Here is a 14,386-nt window from a genome sequence, read left to right on the forward strand (position 1 = left end):
CTTTCCCGGTATCGAAAACCGCATAGGCCCTATCGCAATGCAGAAGTCACTCCGCGCCGTCGCAATCCCACCGTCATCCCCCCGGTTCGTCATCGAGCTGCCGGTGGGTAGCGAGTACCTCTGCGTGCGGCACCTTCACGGCAGCCCTCACCTGTACTTTCGCAGCATCGACGGCAACCCCTACGCCCCCCACGGCTTTGGCGTTGTGATGTTGAACTACACCGTGCCGGTGGAACTGGTCAACGCGCCTTACATCGACGCGTTCGTGACCTTCGAGCATGAGCCCGCACGGGTGCTCCTGGGCGGCCTGCCTGTCAGACCCTCGCCCTCGCCCCTGTGACCGCCGCGCGTGCCCCCAGCGCCACCCAGCGCTACCGGCATGACCGACTACACCTCGACCGCCGGGATTGACAGGCAACCGCCCCGGTTCGCCGGGGCTTGCTTAGGAGTGACACGCATGTCAGCCCTACCCAACTGGCGCGCCCTCAAGGGCGGGCTATATCTGGTGCGAACGCGGGCTGGATACCGGCAGGCGATCAAAGACTGGTTAGCTCTCAACGAATACGACTTTTCCTGGGCCGATCCAAGGCCACCCAGCGACCTACCCGTCTGTGGTTTCGTTCGATTACGACTACATGCGCACCAACGGCCTCTATGGCCACTGTGAGCCTCTCAACCGCTACGCGCAGAAGCTACGCGAGTGGCTGGCGGATCTGGAGCCGGACCTATCCGGCCACGATGACTACGCCCTACCACCTCAAGCGTAACGCCCGTCAATCGGGGAGGCGCGCCCGCCGTATCGCAGGTACGATTGGCGCCATGGCCTCCTGGCCGATCCCACATGACTGCGAGACCACCCATGGACCTGGAAAAACCGAACCGGCGAATGGCCAAACTTCTGGACACGGTTAGCGCGAAGAAAGCGCCCACCATCAGAGGCGAGAAAGCGCCAGCGCCGAAGAAAGCGACGGCAAAGAAGCCCGAGCCCGTCGTGAATCCCGAAGAGGCGACCATCACTGTGCAGGAGGGCGTTCTGGAGGTCGCTGCCAAGCCTCGCCAACGTGGGCGCCCTCGCAAGGACGGCGGCGCCGCCATGCTGCGCAAAGGCCCTGAGCACGAGGAGAACGGCCAGGCCGATTTATTCTTCGCCCCGGTGCTCTACGACATCTCGACCAAGGACACCATGGGTATCATGGATGTCGCGGTTTACAAGCTCTCGAAAAAGGACAAGCGCGCTAATGACATGGTGCGTTACGACCTGCGCGACGGCTGGGTGATCGTCAGCTCGGGCGCCTACGGCATGGCGTCCGTATGGGATTACGACATCGTGCTGATGGGCATCTCATACCTGACCGAAGCCATGAACCGCTATCGCCACGGCAAGGGCGAGATTCCGCCGCAGCTATTCCGCCCGCACGTCAGCGAGATCCTCAAATTCTGTCGCCGTGAGAACGGCGGTGATCAGAAATCAAAGCTGATTGACGCCCTCGACCGCCTGAGCACCACCACGGTCAAGATGGAACGCATCGTCACCATCAAGGGCAAGAAAAAGCTGCTCACCAGCGGGGGCGAGTCACTGATCGGCCCGTACAAGGCGATCAGTAGCCTGACCACCAAGAAGGTCGAATATGTGGAGTTCCGCATTCCGGACTGGATCTACACCGAGATCGTCACCAACCCCACGCCGGACGTGCTCACGGTGCATCCGGACTACTTCCTGATCGAGCCCGGTACCGCAAAGTTCATCTATCGCCTGGCACGTCAGAAGGCTGGCCGCACCAGCGCCGAGTGGAATTTCCGCACGATCTACGAGCGCAGCGGTAGCACCGGGAGTTTCAAGGAGTTCTGCCGCACGGTGCGCGGCTACATCCGGGAGAACAACCTGCCCGAGTACATGCTGAGCGAAAGCCTGGGCGCAGACGGCCCCAAGCTGGCGATGGTGCACCGTTCCTACGCCGATCGCTGGAAGGTGGAAGCGGAAAAGTCCGACTGGGAGGTTGACGGCGAAACCAGCGACGGCCCGGAAGTAGAGGCCGACAGCTCTCAGGAAGAGTCAAATGCCTAGCGGGTGGTGTGTAAAAAACGGTATTTATCGTATGTGCACTGTCACAAAAGCCCCGCAGGCCAGCATTTCCGAGGGTTTGAAGGCCTTCGGGAGGTACGTTGTTGAAATAATCGGGAGGAAAACCGTTTTTTACACACCTATCAATGGTTTAGGCGTTTATTACACACCCGAATTAACGCCAAAACCGTTTTTTACACACCGATTTCCGTTTATTACACACCCCTTTCCGTTTATTACACACCTCCCAGCGTTTATTACCCACCGGAAGGCGAGTTACACACAGGCTCAAGCCCGCGGCCTGTATGGGCTTGACCCATTCCATGCACACCAGCAAAACAGATATTAAAACTTCCTTAAAACAAATTTAAAACAGGCAAGGGGTGGGGCGACGCACACAGCCCCTCGCCACTTTGGCTATGCCTGAACACCAATCGATAGCAGATAGTAATCATTAAACAACTACTTGCTTGCACGACCCTTATGCCCATGCCACGCTGTCGGCCTTCGACAGATACAGGGCGACCCCCCCATGACCGAGTTTGATTACGAACGCTACGCCGACAGCGCCCAGGCGCGGACTATGGACCGCGATTTGCGCGAACGGGCCAGCGGCCCTCGCGTGCCCCTCGACCTGGCACCAAGCCCTGCCTATGATCCCCAAGCAGCGGAGGCGAAACGGAAAGCCGACGCGGCATCACTGCGCAGACGCATCAATACGGCCATGTTCCAGATGGAGCAGGTGCTGGGAATACGTCCGAAAGACGAGGCGCTGCCCGATGCAATTTGATTTATTCGCAGAGCCCCCAGCGCAGCGACCAGCCGTATTCGATCACCTTGTGATAACTGAGCACGCCGTGGGCAACCCCGCCAGGCTGCGCGGGTACATGGCTCGCGCCACGGGCGTCATGGTGTTTTTCGTTGTCCCTGCTGGACAGTTCGAGCGGTACACCCAAGAGCAACGCGACGAGATGCGCCAACGCTTTGAGCAGAGGATTAGCGAGAAATAACTAAAACATTACGGTTTGCTTGTATTTGGGGAACCCTCTCGGTATCGTTAGCACCTCCCAAGCCAACGACAACTGTGGATTCCCCCCATGAGCGACGTCCCTGCAGCCGAGCGCGAACGCGTACTGCGCAAAATCAAACACTGCCTTGCCCTCTCGAAGAGCAGCAATGAACACGAAGCCGCTGCAGCGCTGCGCCAGGCGCAGAAGCTCATGCGCAAATACCAATTGACCGACATGGACGTGGAGCTGGCCGACGTTGGCAAAGCCTCTGCAGAGCAAGCCCGTTACCGGCGCCCTTCCTGGGACACGGATCTATCCAGCATCGTCGCCGCCGTCTTCGGCTGCGAAACCTTCACCCACTCGACCTGGATGCAGAGCGGCCGCAGCAAAACCGACAAGGCCTGTCGCGCCATTTTCGTCGGCGTCACACCCGCCCAGCAGATCGCCAAATACGCCTACGACGCCCTCTACGTGAAAGTCACCCAGGCCCGCAGGGATTACGTCGCGAGCATCAAGCGCGGCGAAGCCCCACGCGGCAGACACACCCCGAGCACACGCGGGAATCACTTCGCTGAAATGTGGGTCGCCGCGGTGGGTGAAAAACTGCACGAGCTGGTGCCCAAGGGCGAGGACGACGATCTGGATATGGAGCTGAGCACTGGCTGCAATCTGGTTGCGGTCCAGCTGAAGCACAACGAGCTGATAGGTGCCTATCTCAACGAGCTGACCAAGGGCGAAGGCCTAAAGTCATCCAGGCAAGGTCGCAAGGTCGAGCCAAACCTGGACGATCTGCTGGCGGGCATTCTGGCCGGACGTGACGCACAGTTGAGCGCAGGCATTGCCCACGGTAGCGCCGATCTAATCGCGATCGGGGCGCCATGATGGATATGTATTACTTGCAGGACAGCCGCAGCTGTGTGGGCGACCGCATGATGTTTTGGGCAAAGGGCGGCGCCGGATACACCACGGACCTCGGCCGAGCCCAGCGCTTCACCAGCGGCCAGGCGGTGCGTAAGAACCAGTCCCGCGAAACCGACATCCCCTGGCCCGTCAGCTACATCGAGGCGCGGCACGAGGTATCTGTGGACCACCAAGACATCAGCCAGCAGGACGCCTCGTCGCTGCTCCTGCCGGGCGCTAAGTGCACGATCCAGGTAACTGGGCACTGGAACGGTAACGACATCCTATTCAGCGGCTGGGGCGCCGAGCGCACCTACGATTTCAACCGGTGCTGGAAAGCGCCCCTGGCCCAGGCCGAGGACGTGCTAAGCGATGGGGAAGGGACTCGCCGGGTGATCTGGCCTCTCGAATACCTCAACAGCAAGGTGCGTCGGGTTTGCGCGATCACCGCTGTGCGCCGCCAGGCTATCGCTCGCGCCGGTATCAGCCTGGCCCAGCCCCGCCATTGCAGGCGCAAGCCGGACGTTTTCAACTGCGAAGGTTGCGGGCGTTACGTGTCTGGTACCGGCCGGTACTTACGCGACTGCACAAACTGCGGCACCAACAACTGCCCATGATTTTCTTGGCCACCTGGCCACCCCACCGATCGGAGATTTACCTGTGAGCAAAACCACCATCCTGAGCTGTGATTTCTGCGGACGCGCTGAGACTGACTGCGGCCTGATGATCAGCAACAAGGAAAACGGTGCCGCCATCTGCGAGCACTGCATTCGTGAGTCGGCGAACTACCTGATGGGGACCTATATCGAACGTGACGCCCAGGGCCGCCAGATGATGCGGAACGCCCAGGCTGCCGCGGCAGCCAATGGCGTCGAACTACCTGCCACGGCTGCCGAAGCCTTGCAGCACCAGCCAGCGATTCCAGCGCCTGTCGCGGTACCCGAGCCCCTGCCCGTGTAATTTCTGCCCCTGGCTAGCGCTGCGGCGCTGGTCTCCCCTCCCCTACTGACACCCAACCATGACCGCTAAAACCGATTACGACATGACGCCGCAGCAGGCGTCCGATTTATCCGGCTGGGCGCAGATGCAGCTCCCCGATCGGGTGATGATGATGACCCACTATGCCGCCACCTACGGCCAAGCCAAGCTGGTCGAATTGTTCGCCCAGTTCATGGGTATGGCCTGCTCGGTCACTGAAAACTGTAAGGAGATGACCGACACGGTGCTCGTAAGCGAATACGACGCGCACCCCGATCGGGTAGAGAGCATCAACTTGCCCACCATCATTGGTGCGTGCCAAGGCGTGATGCTGGCCGGTCACTGTGATGATCCTGCGGGGGCGTGCTATGGCTGCGCGTACCGCATAGGGTCGGTGGCCAACCAGTCGCCCGACGCCACCAGTGACGCCGAATACCAGCTGTGCGATCCCCGTGGTTTTCTCTGTCATGCGGAAGTCGATGATGACGGCAACCCCACCAAGGTATGCGTAGGCCACGCCAAGGCTGCAAAGGCTCTGCAACGAGCAGGAGACGAGCCTGCGGCGTCCTCACCGGCCCCAGGATCGGCTAGGATTGACGGAACCGCTGGCCCAGGTGCAGGCGTTACCCCATGGCACAACCACCCCGAACCGTTGAAGTTCGTCTCGTAGACCTGAGCGGCATGGCGCTCGATTGGGCCGTTGCCGAAGTCCTGGGCTTTCAGCCCACCCTTGAACATCCCCTTTTCTGTAGCAGCCCGGCATGGTTCGGGCTCTGCAACCCTCCCCATTGGCTCGAACCTGATTCACCGTTCTGCCCGTCAAAGCGCTGGGCGCATGGCGGCGAGCTGGTCGAGCACTACATCCGCTGGCTGCGAGACCCTGCTAACCCGGGCGAGCTGTGGAACGAATCGGGCGCCCTGTACCTGGCAGTCGGCGTCAATGGCAAGCCCGCATTCGGTGCCACCAAACTGCAGGCCGTGTGCCGTGCCGTCGTGGCGAACGCGCGTGGTGACCTGGTCAGCGTGCCCTCCTCTACCCTCGGGATGAGCGCCGTGGCGTGACGCTTAGCAAATAGTAATGTTGTGACAACTTGATGCTTGCAATTAGGTTGCTTGATCCTTACTCTCTGCTAATCGAATACGCGACGCCCTGGAGGGCACCACGATGATCGTTCAAGTCATGTTCACCGCCTATAACCTGAACACCAACATCCGCGAATCTTTCGTATGCCGCCAGATTGAAGGCCTGCACAAAGATGCACAAGACGCTGCCACTAGCGCGCTCTGGTATGGCGAGTGCTGGGGTCTCGCGCAAATGCGTAGCGCAGATGTCCGCATCGAAGACTGACCGCTTCCACCTATCTCCACTTTTCGACGCTCCCCCTTAATTGGGGGCTTCGGCCGTGAACCCAGCCGGAGAGCACAGCCATGATTCCAGTAATTCTTAACGACGCAGTGACCGATCAGTGGATGGAAAAGACCATCACCCAGGCCAGCACTGCAGAGCTGATAAAGACCTTGAACATCGTTGTGCGCAGCGGCTGGAACACATTCGCCGACCGCGTCAAAGGCGAGCTTGCCCAGCGTGAGGAGCAGCGCCGCGAAGCCGTTCGCCGGACTTGGCAGGGCGCTCACACCTGGTACGTGGCCGAACTGGCCCGCCAGCGTTCTGAAGACGCCGCTGCAGCCTAACCCCTCCCCTTTTTTCCAGGACTGACCACCATGGCCAAAACATTCCGCGACCTCACCCGCGACGGCAACAAAGATGCCGGTATCGAGCCGACCATCAAGCGCACGGATGCGGGCATGTTCATCCGTCGCAAGAATATTCACGTCGAGCCGGGCTTCAACCGCCGCAGCCCGAGCCAGGAGCTGACTGATCACATCCGTCGCCTGGCCAACGCGATCACAAAGGAGGTTAAGAACGGCGACAAGGACACGCGCATACCTGCGCTGTTCGTGTCGGTGCGCGAAGACGGTGGCGTACTGATGCGCGACGGACATTGCCGTTTGGGCGGCTACGATCTGTCGGCCTTGGAGGGGCACCCGGCCGAGTGGATTCCGATCGCTCCATTCATTGGCACCGCAGCTCAGGCGAAAGCATTCACCATCTCTTCGAATAACCAGCTGCAGACCTCGCCCTATGATCGAGCTTTGACGCTGCAGGATCTGCGCGATGACCCTCAGTTTTTCATTGAGGGGAAGCCTCTCACGACGACGCAGATCGCCGAGCTGGCCGGATGCTCGCGCCAGTACGTGGAACGACTTCTAAAGGTGGCTGACGCGCCGCCCGAGATCCGCGAAGCGGTGCTCAATGGTGAAGTGACCGCCAACGTTGCCGCGCAGATGCTGATCAAGCACGGCGATGACGCTCCCCAGGCGCTGGCACAAGAGGTCGAGAAGGCCAAGGCTGCAGGTAAAAAGGCAATCACAAAGAACACGCTGCAGGGCCGTCCTATCCCTCGCAACCTGGCCGACAACCTGAGCGCCGTGGCAGTAAAGCTGCGCGACGCCCTCCCCTCCTCCGCTCGTGAAGCCATCCAGGCGTTCCGCCAAGGCAGTGACGTCTACCAGACGGTGACGCTCGACGTGCGCCTGCTCAACGAGCTGTTAGCCGTCCAGGAGGAACTTGACGCTGTGCGGGCCGATCAGCAGGCCAAGGCAGACAAGAAAGCGCAGGCAGCCAATGAGAAACATCAAGATGCGGCTTGAAGCGGGTGGCTTGCTGGCGGGTATCGCTCCGATATTTGGTTATAGCGTGACGAACAGATCAGCCCGGCAGACGGTTGATCGCGGGCGCAGCGACGACGGCATGAGCGCGGCCCACTCAAAGCGCCAGCGGCGCGCGGCGCGCAATCTGCGGAACGCATAGAAGCGGTAATAACGTATGCATGCAGCATAACCAGCATACGTTATATACGTTATGCCGGTTATGTTAGGTATTGAGCGGATACAAGGGGTGCAGGTTTGTGACGCGATATAAGGTATGCAGCAGCAATAACGTATATACGTTATTCGTCGTTCTGCAAATCCTCGGCCGGATCGGCGCCTGTAGCTTTTGCCAGGAGCGCCACGACCTCGGCTTTACTCATGGCCTGCAGCGCGAGAACGCCCGCCTTCACCACGTCCGACCGGCTGGCCTTGAATGTGCGCGGCTGCAGCGACAGCTTGTCGATCTGCTTATTTACGTCCTCGGTCAGCGAGAAGATGGTCCGCACGGCTGGCGCCTTCTTTGCCTTGCGAGCTTTGGGTGCTGGCTTCGGCGTATCGACGGGGGCGGCCTGCAGTGCAGCCCCGCCGATGAATTCCAGACGTTGGCGCTCGCGATCCTCCTCGCTGATGGGCTCTTTGCGCCCCATGCCTTTGAGACCGGCCATTACTTCGCCTCCAGGAGTTCAATGGCGATCGCCTGGATTTCTTCCACTGCCTTCGGATCGGTGCCGTGTTCCATTACCGACGAACCGTCCTCCTCAGCATCGTCGTACACGTTGCGGGTGAACGTGACGGCTTGCAGCGGCTGCAGCTCAAACGACGCGCTCGCGTCCTTAGCATCGACGATTCGCTGCACCTGGCTCGGTAGTGTCGGGCACTGGGTAATGATGGTGCGAATGATCAGGTCGGGATTGGACGACGCTGCCAGTCGCACGAGGGCCTCGACCTTTTCCAGCGTACGCAAGTCGCGACGCTTCGGACGGAACGGCAACAGCAAGTGCGTGGCCATGGTCATGGCCGAGCGCAGCGCCTGGGAGTCCGCACCGCCGCAGTCGATGATTATGTGCTGGTACCGCTTCGCCTTGTCTTTGATCGTGGCGCTGATGTCGCCGTGGGCCTTCTCGTGCGGGATCGATACCAGCTTGCCCAGAGCGTCACGCTCATGCGCCCAGTCATACGAGGTCGCCTGTGGGTCGGCGTCGATCAGGAGTATGTCAGCACCGGCAAGCTTCAGGCATACGGCCAGGTTCTGCGCCAAGCAACTTTTTCCAGGACCGCCCTTTTCGCCGCCCAGCACGATGATGAATTGATCCCCGGCCAAAGCCTTCTGGATCGCGGCCATTACAGACGACAGTTCCATTTCACCAACCCCCAATGTTCATAAGGTATGCGCTGTATGCGCGGTATATAACCGATATGCCCGATATAACGTATATACGGTATGCGCCGAAGGATAGCAGCCCCGAGCCCGGAGATAAACTTATGCTTACCAGTTCACCAAGCAAAACACTGCCTGAAATCTTCGAGGAGACCCATGGCGGCCGCGTCATTCGCAAGGTGCTCATGGCTGATGTGACGCACTTTCGCTCACAGCATAAATACCTGTATGCGTGTAACTCGGCCGCTGACGTGATGCTTGATAACCGGCTGGGCTCGCTGGAGCACTTCGAGCAAACGCTGGGGGATGAGTTCGTGCGGGTGCACCGCAGTACGCTGGTGCGCCGCAGCTGCATCGAGACTGGGTATGCGAGCAAAGGCGGCTATATGATCAAGCTGCGCGGATCTGCACTACGATTGTCGGTAGCTCGCAATCGGGTTGCAGCAGTACGGCAAGCGCTCGCAGCCGGGCAGGGCGCAAGCAAACCGACATAAAGTATTTAAGACGCATACGCTATGCATGTTGAATACTCTGCATAAAGTATATACGAAACGGTTGACGGCGACCCCTTAGGGGTCCATAATGCGCATCAAGGGGGAGGCACAAGGCATCGCCCGACACCGAGGAGCAGAGATGCACATAGAGGACAGACCAAACGCGGAGCTTGAAGGAATCCTTATCGAGAACCGCAAAAAGCTGGCAGAGATCGAAAAGCTAAAGGCCGAAACGATCAAGCTCAAAGCAGAAGCCAGCAAGTTAAAACGAGAATCATGGCTTTACCCTATATTCGTTTCAGCAGCAGCAGTCACCGCTTACGCTGCATGGTTTCACAAGCCTTAGAGCAGAAAGCCCCGGTGATCCGGGGCCTTCTAGCGGGAAAGTTTGAATCAGGCCTAAAACGGGCATACAGTTGCATAACAGGGCGGCAATAGGCTTGCCCGACCGAGGATAGAACATGGCTATCAGCAAGCAAACTGAGCAGTTCCTGGAAGAAACCGATCGATGGCTCGCCGAGCAGCAAGCGGACGATCGTAAGCGGAACACGTTCAAAGCGAAGGTCAAAGCCCTGGGCGTGGTCCCATTCACGGTTTACCTGGCCATCGGCGTCACCGTCCTGCACTACTTCCTCCAGCCTTAACGCTAGCGCCCCCGCATCGTCGGGGGCTTCGGTATATCCCTATGAAACGAATCGCATCTTACCGGGCGCCCACGTCCGACGACCTCGCGCGCCTGAAAGAACAGCTTGGCTATACCCGGCCGCAAATGGCCGATCTGGCCGGGCTGGGGAAAGGCTCGCAATGGAGTAAGTACGCCAGCCCTTCGGCAAACCGCGAAATCAGCATGCACATGCATTTCTATATGGCCGCGCTGCTTACCCTGTCAGCCGAGCAGCTTGAACAGGTGGTCATCACCATGGGCTCGCAAGGAGCCGACGTGCAAACCGGGCCGCTGCCCGCAGGCCCGCAGCGTATCGTGTGGCAGGAGGCCGCTTATCACGATGGTGACGGCAACCTGGAATCGGGCGACGCCAGGAACGCCTAAGCAGGGCAGGGCAGGGGAGGGCATACGCTATGGAACGTATGCCCTTTATGCCTCCTGCATATCGTATATACCGTATGACAAAGGAATAAGTTATTTCATGGCCCTCCCTTCGATGACCAAAAACATAGCGATCGTGTCCGAAGGCATCCGCACCGCCACCGATCCAGTCCGGGTGCGAACCCAAACGGCCTATGCGATCGGCTACATCGACGCGATGGCTGACGTCGGGTTCGCTGATTCGGCGACGGCGCAGAACCTACGCGACGACATTAAGGTGATCCGCAACCGTCGGCTGATGCAGTTGGGCGCTCCGCTGGAAACTACGGACCTTTAACCATGGGCAGATTGAAAGCCACCCAGAAAGGCAAAGCCGGAAAGCACAAAGGGCAAGATACCGTCGCGTCCGTATACGTGCGTAGCTTGCGTAAAGCGCGCGTGATCACGGCGACCGATCGACGACTACTGGCGCGGATTGTAGAAGGTTCGGGCGGGGAGCAAGAAGGCGCGCTCGCCGGGTCGAAGCACACGAAGTTGGCGGCGCGCTTTTAGCGCGACGAATGTGGAAGGCGGCCCAGGGTCGCCTTTTTCGTTTCTGAAGTAATACCGTATATACCCTGCATAGGGTATTGCCTCTGCATACCCTACTCGCAATCGAGTTGCAGCCCGTCCCACACGACGCCGGGCATCGGAAACCTCCTGCCGGGCAGTGACGCCCACCCGCCTATCGTGGCAAGCCATAGTCTCCCTGTGGTTCGTTCATGTCCTTGTTTGTTCAACCGGTGGGGCGCCAATAATGGCCGCCACCCTCTCGCTGGTCGATGATCCTCGGTGGCGAGCTTTCGCCGATCGCTACGCCTTTGACGCCTACCGCTTCGCCTGTGAGGTCACTGCCTTCCCTGAGCCGCCGACCTGGCAGCAGCGCGACCTGCTCAATAGCGTGTCGCCGTTCGGCTCGCGTACCTCGGTATCGTCCGGACACGGCACCGGTAAGACCCGCACTTTCGGGATCATCTGCCTGTGGCACCTGGCCTGCTATGCGAAGTCGAACACTTACCTGACAGCGCCCAAGCTCAAAACGCTGCAGGAAGGCGTGTGGCAGGAGATCACCAACGCCCGCGAAGCGATCATGCAAGGGCCGCACGCCTGGATTGCCGACTATATCGTCATCGAAAGCGAGCGCGTGTATATCCGTGGCAACAAGGCCCAGTGGTTCGTGTCCTGCCGGACAGCGCCTCTGGGACGGCCTGAAGCCCTGGCGGGTACCCACAACAAGTATTTGCTGTGGCTGGCCGACGAGGCGTCGGGTATCCCGACGGCTAACTTCCAGGTCGTTTCCGGCGCACTGTCCGACAACCGTAACCGATTCGCTATTGCCAGCCAGCCCACCCGGCCGAGCGGTTTTTTCTACGACACGCACCACAAATTCAGTTTGCGCGCTGGCGGGCGCTGGAATGCCCTGCTGTTCAACAGCGAAAAGTCGCCGATCGTGGGCGTCCAGTTCATCCTGGACAAGCGCCTGGAGTACGGCGGCCGCAATTCGGCCGAATATCAGGTCAAGGTGCTGGGGATATTCCCCACGAACAGCGACAAATACCTGCTGGGTCGCAACAGTATCGAGGCTTGCGTCAATCCGAGGGTGCCCGTCATCAAGCCGGGCGAGTTTTACGGCAACCTGCTGGTGGTGGACGTGGCTGCGGCGGCGCACCGCGACAAAACCGTGGCCTACCATTTCAAAGTCATTGGCAACGGCGACCGGATGGAGGCCGAGCCGCGACGGATCGAGGGCGTGGCCATCCCGATTTTCAGCAACGGCATGGACTGGACGCCAGCGGCGCGCGTGATCGCGGACTACACCGCCCGGCTGTCGAACTGCACCGTGGTGGTCGATGCCCACGGCATGGGCGTCCAATTCGCCAAGCGCCTGGAAGAAATGGGCGTGTCCAACGTCATCCGTTCTATGTGGGGCGGCAAGAACTTTTCGAAGCGGTACCGGGAGCGCTTTTACAACAAGCGCGCCCAATGCTCGATCCACGCCAAGGAGGCGATCGAGGACGGTCGGGTTAGCTTCACCGACGCGCATTTGCCCGATCTGCTCGACCAAGGCAGCCGTATTCCCTACAAGATGGACGACAACGGCAAGTGGCAGATCGCAGGCAAAGACGAAATGCAGCGCGAGGGCATCCCGTCACCCGACTTGTTCGACACCGTGTGCATGGCGTTCCTGGAGGACGTCACCTACGTGCAGTGCGACACGATCCCGATCACTGAGGCCGCGACGGTGGGTCAGGCGGCCGCGCGTATCACGACAAGCCTTGCCGGGCTCGACCTGGCGTAGCAGGGGCAAGCCGCGCGTGGCGCTGAGGATCTTCTAGACTCAACTCCGTTGTGCACTTCACATGACAGCGCATTGAGATGCGCGCGGAGAAATCGGTATGAAAGGACTTGCTGCTGCATTCCTTGCCGTTTTCCTTGTAGGCGCCCCCTCCTATTCGATTGCAGGCGAAGTAGGCTGTGACACTTACTGCGACGACGCCTGCCCAAGCGTATTTGGAATACCAGAGCCGAGCTGTTACGGCAGTTGTCTGAGCTTGAAAGCTGCTGCTCAAGCAAGCGGCTGCATTATTCAGGCTCCGTTTCCGGACCAAGACCCACGGCAAATATTGTTTCAAACCTGCGCAGTGCCATTCGTTCAAGTGGTCGCAGCGGTGATCGCTGAATGCTCAAACGAGAAAGGACTCGAAAACCACGAGCTTATCCAACAGGCCGTTATCGACCTTTCGCGTGCGCATGCGCTAGATCCGTCAACGTTCAACGGCGTCGAGATTCGATGGTGCAATCTGCGTAACGGCACGCTTGGGATTACCCCCGATAAGGGCCGTATCTACCTCGACGTGTCGCTGACGGGCAACCGGTTGCTGACCGCGGCAAACCTCGCTCATGAGGCGATCCATCTCGGGCAGTACCGCAAAATAGGCAGTGAGGGTTTCAAATGCGAATACAGCAGGGACATGGCCGGGTGCGGCGGCTGCCAGGATCGCGGTAATGCGTTGGAGAAGGAGGCCTATGAGTTCCAAGATCGAGTTACGCCAACTATCCGAGCTTACCTAAACCGACCACCCTTACAGCCTACGCAACCCAATGGTTCCCTGCCGTCGGGTGCAACAACGTTTCAGTGCGGCTGCCCGAACACCACCCAGCCGTTTGTTCCAGATCCTCAGTGCGCGAGCGGTGTCGCGGAGATCGCCATGTGTCCGGGCTTTTGCGGGAATGGCAGCGCTGTCACATATCACTGCCAGTAAAAGACCATACGCGACGGCCTCGACCTGACTTTAAAGTTGTGATGTCATTAGCTGACAGTAACTTATCAGGCTGACCCATGAGTAACCCTGCCGTATCGCATTGTTCCATCTGCCAGCACATCCAGATGGTCAAAGACCGTAGGCCCCACAACTGCGCCCAGGTTCTGCGCGCCCAGGTGATCGACCTGCGATCGCACCTGGACGCCAAGGAGAGCCAGCTGGCCGCTGCGCGTGGTGCGCTGGTGCTTATCCACCAAGTGCTCGGCAAGGACGCGCCCACCGCCGTACAGGCTGCGCTGCGGGTGCGTGGGTACGCCGATCGCATGGCCAACCTGGTGACGGCTGCACACCACCGGGCGACGCGCACTACGGTTGCGCTGGCGCTGCGGCTGGTGCGCCGGGGTGGCTCAAGGCGCGAGATAGAGCGCTCGATCGCCGCGCTCTGTGTGGATAACCCGTAGCTCGTGAGTAAGCTGGGCCGCAGCTGTATCCCTTCTACAACGGC

Annotated in this window: 24 protein-coding genes; 21 read left to right on the top strand and 3 right to left on the bottom strand. The window is 59.8% G+C overall.

Going from position 1 to position 14,386, the window contains the following annotated elements; all coding sequences use genetic code 11:
- Positions 1-37 precede the first annotated feature (37 nt).
- The 4 genes from VF672_RS22355 to VF672_RS22370 all read left to right on the top strand — a co-directional run bounded on the left by VF672_RS22355 (position 38) and on the right by VF672_RS22370 (position 2,852).
- Entirely contained in the window at positions 38-340 is a 303-nt protein-coding gene (locus tag VF672_RS22355) for a hypothetical protein (protein WP_331106981.1), read from the top strand.
- Positions 341-611: 271 nt separating this feature from the next.
- Positions 612-767, top strand: coding sequence for a hypothetical protein (locus tag VF672_RS22360; RefSeq protein ID WP_331106983.1), 156 nt, complete (start codon positions 612-614; stop codon positions 765-767).
- A gap of 119 nt (positions 768-886) precedes the next feature.
- Positions 887-2,065: a replication initiator protein A gene (locus tag VF672_RS22365; RefSeq protein WP_331106985.1), complete on the top strand. Its 1,179-nt coding sequence runs from the start codon at positions 887-889 to the stop codon at positions 2,063-2,065.
- Positions 2,066-2,594: 529 nt separating this feature from the next.
- Positions 2,595-2,852 (top strand): hypothetical protein, encoded by a 258-nt coding sequence (locus VF672_RS22370; RefSeq protein WP_331106987.1) that lies wholly within the window; start codon positions 2,595-2,597, stop codon positions 2,850-2,852.
- Position 2,853: 1 nt separating this feature from the next.
- Here VF672_RS22370 and VF672_RS22375 read toward each other — a convergent pair whose 3' ends face one another.
- Positions 2,854-3,018, bottom strand: a complete 165-nt coding sequence (locus tag VF672_RS22375; RefSeq protein WP_331106989.1) for a hypothetical protein — start codon at positions 3,016-3,018, stop codon at positions 2,854-2,856.
- A 141-nt stretch (positions 3,019-3,159) separates the two neighbouring features.
- Here VF672_RS22375 and VF672_RS22380 point away from each other — a divergent pair, with 141 nt between their 5' ends.
- From VF672_RS22380 to VF672_RS22415, 8 genes are all read left to right on the top strand, one after another.
- Positions 3,160-3,954, top strand: a complete 795-nt coding sequence (locus tag VF672_RS22380) for a DUF2786 domain-containing protein (RefSeq protein ID WP_331106991.1) — start codon at positions 3,160-3,162, stop codon at positions 3,952-3,954.
- Entirely contained in the window at positions 3,951-4,589 is a 639-nt protein-coding gene (locus tag VF672_RS22385) for a hypothetical protein (RefSeq protein ID WP_331106993.1), read from the top strand. Before VF672_RS22380 ends, VF672_RS22385 begins: the two co-directional genes overlap by 4 nt.
- A 43-nt stretch (positions 4,590-4,632) precedes the next feature.
- A complete protein-coding gene (locus VF672_RS22390; protein WP_331106995.1) occupies positions 4,633-4,932 on the top strand; it encodes a ClpX C4-type zinc finger protein in 300 nt (99 codons plus the stop codon).
- A 58-nt stretch (positions 4,933-4,990) separates the two neighbouring features.
- Entirely contained in the window at positions 4,991-5,620 is a 630-nt protein-coding gene (locus VF672_RS22395) for a hypothetical protein (RefSeq protein ID WP_331106997.1), read from the top strand.
- A complete protein-coding gene (locus VF672_RS22400; protein ID WP_331106999.1) occupies positions 5,581-6,012 on the top strand; it encodes a phage protein NinX family protein in 432 nt (143 codons plus the stop codon). Before VF672_RS22395 ends, VF672_RS22400 begins: the two co-directional genes overlap by 40 nt.
- Positions 6,013-6,115: 103 nt before the next feature.
- Entirely contained in the window at positions 6,116-6,298 is a 183-nt protein-coding gene (locus VF672_RS22405) for a hypothetical protein (protein ID WP_331107001.1), read from the top strand.
- Positions 6,299-6,378: 80 nt separating this feature from the next.
- Positions 6,379-6,642: a hypothetical protein gene (locus tag VF672_RS22410; RefSeq protein WP_331107004.1), complete on the top strand. Its 264-nt coding sequence runs from the start codon at positions 6,379-6,381 to the stop codon at positions 6,640-6,642.
- Positions 6,643-6,672: 30 nt separating this feature from the next.
- Positions 6,673-7,662, top strand: a complete 990-nt coding sequence (locus VF672_RS22415) for a hypothetical protein (RefSeq protein WP_331107006.1) — start codon at positions 6,673-6,675, stop codon at positions 7,660-7,662.
- A gap of 299 nt (positions 7,663-7,961) precedes the next feature.
- Here VF672_RS22415 and VF672_RS22420 read toward each other — a convergent pair whose 3' ends face one another.
- Positions 7,962-8,327, bottom strand: a complete 366-nt coding sequence (locus VF672_RS22420; protein ID WP_331107008.1) for a hypothetical protein — start codon at positions 8,325-8,327, stop codon at positions 7,962-7,964.
- Positions 8,327-9,004: an AAA family ATPase gene (locus tag VF672_RS22425; RefSeq protein WP_331107010.1), complete on the bottom strand. Its 678-nt coding sequence runs from the start codon at positions 9,002-9,004 to the stop codon at positions 8,327-8,329. Before VF672_RS22425 ends, VF672_RS22420 begins: the two co-directional genes overlap by 1 nt.
- Before the next feature lie 140 nt (positions 9,005-9,144).
- Here VF672_RS22425 and VF672_RS22430 point away from each other — a divergent pair, with 140 nt between their 5' ends.
- From VF672_RS22430 to VF672_RS22470, 9 genes are all read left to right on the top strand, one after another.
- Positions 9,145-9,534: a LytTR family DNA-binding domain-containing protein gene (locus VF672_RS22430; protein WP_331107012.1), complete on the top strand. Its 390-nt coding sequence runs from the start codon at positions 9,145-9,147 to the stop codon at positions 9,532-9,534.
- 88 nt (positions 9,535-9,622) lie between these two features.
- A complete protein-coding gene (locus tag VF672_RS22435; protein WP_331107014.1) occupies positions 9,623-9,880 on the top strand; it encodes a hypothetical protein in 258 nt (85 codons plus the stop codon).
- Positions 9,881-9,995: 115 nt separating this feature from the next.
- The gene (locus tag VF672_RS22440; RefSeq protein ID WP_331107016.1) at positions 9,996-10,178 is read left to right on the top strand and encodes a hypothetical protein; all 183 of its coding nucleotides are present in this window, start codon (positions 9,996-9,998) and stop codon (positions 10,176-10,178) included.
- Between the two features lie 41 nt (positions 10,179-10,219).
- Positions 10,220-10,582, top strand: coding sequence for an XRE family transcriptional regulator (locus VF672_RS22445; protein WP_331107018.1), 363 nt, complete (start codon positions 10,220-10,222; stop codon positions 10,580-10,582).
- A gap of 97 nt (positions 10,583-10,679) precedes the next feature.
- Complete coding sequence (locus VF672_RS22450) at positions 10,680-10,916, top strand: hypothetical protein (RefSeq protein WP_331107020.1); 237 nt, start codon at positions 10,680-10,682, stop codon at positions 10,914-10,916.
- Positions 10,917-10,918: 2 nt separating this feature from the next.
- Positions 10,919-11,131, top strand: coding sequence for a hypothetical protein (locus tag VF672_RS22455; RefSeq protein WP_331107022.1), 213 nt, complete (start codon positions 10,919-10,921; stop codon positions 11,129-11,131).
- Positions 11,132-11,375: 244 nt separating this feature from the next.
- Positions 11,376-12,917, top strand: coding sequence for a hypothetical protein (locus tag VF672_RS22460; RefSeq protein ID WP_331107024.1), 1,542 nt, complete (start codon positions 11,376-11,378; stop codon positions 12,915-12,917).
- A 97-nt stretch (positions 12,918-13,014) separates the two neighbouring features.
- Entirely contained in the window at positions 13,015-13,881 is an 867-nt protein-coding gene (locus VF672_RS22465) for a hypothetical protein (RefSeq protein WP_331107026.1), read from the top strand.
- A 77-nt stretch (positions 13,882-13,958) separates the two neighbouring features.
- Entirely contained in the window at positions 13,959-14,342 is a 384-nt protein-coding gene (locus VF672_RS22470; RefSeq protein ID WP_331107028.1) for a hypothetical protein, read from the top strand.
- Positions 14,343-14,386 lie beyond the last annotated feature (44 nt).

This window comes from Pseudomonas sp., from assembly GCF_036387035.1.
Classification (GTDB): Bacteria; Pseudomonadota; Gammaproteobacteria; order Pseudomonadales; family Pseudomonadaceae; genus Aquipseudomonas.

Coding starts and splice junctions, on each gene's coding strand:
- VF672_RS22355 (WP_331106981.1), top strand. CDS start 38: ATGCAGAAGTCACTCCGCGCCGTCGCAATCCCACCGTCATCCCCCCGG.
- VF672_RS22365 (WP_331106985.1), top strand. CDS start 887: ATGGCCAAACTTCTGGACACGGTTAGCGCGAAGAAAGCGCCCACCATC.
- VF672_RS22370 (WP_331106987.1), top strand. CDS start 2,595: ATGACCGAGTTTGATTACGAACGCTACGCCGACAGCGCCCAGGCGCGG.
- VF672_RS22380 (WP_331106991.1), top strand. CDS start 3,160: ATGAGCGACGTCCCTGCAGCCGAGCGCGAACGCGTACTGCGCAAAATC.
- VF672_RS22385 (WP_331106993.1), top strand. CDS start 3,951: ATGATGGATATGTATTACTTGCAGGACAGCCGCAGCTGTGTGGGCGAC.
- VF672_RS22395 (WP_331106997.1), top strand. CDS start 4,991: ATGACCGCTAAAACCGATTACGACATGACGCCGCAGCAGGCGTCCGAT.
- VF672_RS22400 (WP_331106999.1), top strand. CDS start 5,581: ATGGCACAACCACCCCGAACCGTTGAAGTTCGTCTCGTAGACCTGAGC.
- VF672_RS22405 (WP_331107001.1), top strand. CDS start 6,116: ATGATCGTTCAAGTCATGTTCACCGCCTATAACCTGAACACCAACATC.
- VF672_RS22410 (WP_331107004.1), top strand. CDS start 6,379: ATGATTCCAGTAATTCTTAACGACGCAGTGACCGATCAGTGGATGGAA.
- VF672_RS22415 (WP_331107006.1), top strand. CDS start 6,673: ATGGCCAAAACATTCCGCGACCTCACCCGCGACGGCAACAAAGATGCC.
- VF672_RS22420 (WP_331107008.1), bottom strand. CDS start 8,327: ATGGCCGGTCTCAAAGGCATGGGGCGCAAAGAGCCCATCAGCGAGGAG.
- VF672_RS22425 (WP_331107010.1), bottom strand. CDS start 9,004: ATGGCCGCGATCCAGAAGGCTTTGGCCGGGGATCAATTCATCATCGTG.
- VF672_RS22430 (WP_331107012.1), top strand. CDS start 9,145: ATGCTTACCAGTTCACCAAGCAAAACACTGCCTGAAATCTTCGAGGAG.
- VF672_RS22435 (WP_331107014.1), top strand. CDS start 9,623: ATGCGCATCAAGGGGGAGGCACAAGGCATCGCCCGACACCGAGGAGCA.
- VF672_RS22440 (WP_331107016.1), top strand. CDS start 9,996: ATGGCTATCAGCAAGCAAACTGAGCAGTTCCTGGAAGAAACCGATCGA.
- VF672_RS22445 (WP_331107018.1), top strand. CDS start 10,220: ATGAAACGAATCGCATCTTACCGGGCGCCCACGTCCGACGACCTCGCG.
- VF672_RS22450 (WP_331107020.1), top strand. CDS start 10,680: ATGGCCCTCCCTTCGATGACCAAAAACATAGCGATCGTGTCCGAAGGC.
- VF672_RS22455 (WP_331107022.1), top strand. CDS start 10,919: ATGGGCAGATTGAAAGCCACCCAGAAAGGCAAAGCCGGAAAGCACAAA.
- VF672_RS22460 (WP_331107024.1), top strand. CDS start 11,376: ATGGCCGCCACCCTCTCGCTGGTCGATGATCCTCGGTGGCGAGCTTTC.
- VF672_RS22465 (WP_331107026.1), top strand. CDS start 13,015: ATGAAAGGACTTGCTGCTGCATTCCTTGCCGTTTTCCTTGTAGGCGCC.
- VF672_RS22470 (WP_331107028.1), top strand. CDS start 13,959: ATGAGTAACCCTGCCGTATCGCATTGTTCCATCTGCCAGCACATCCAG.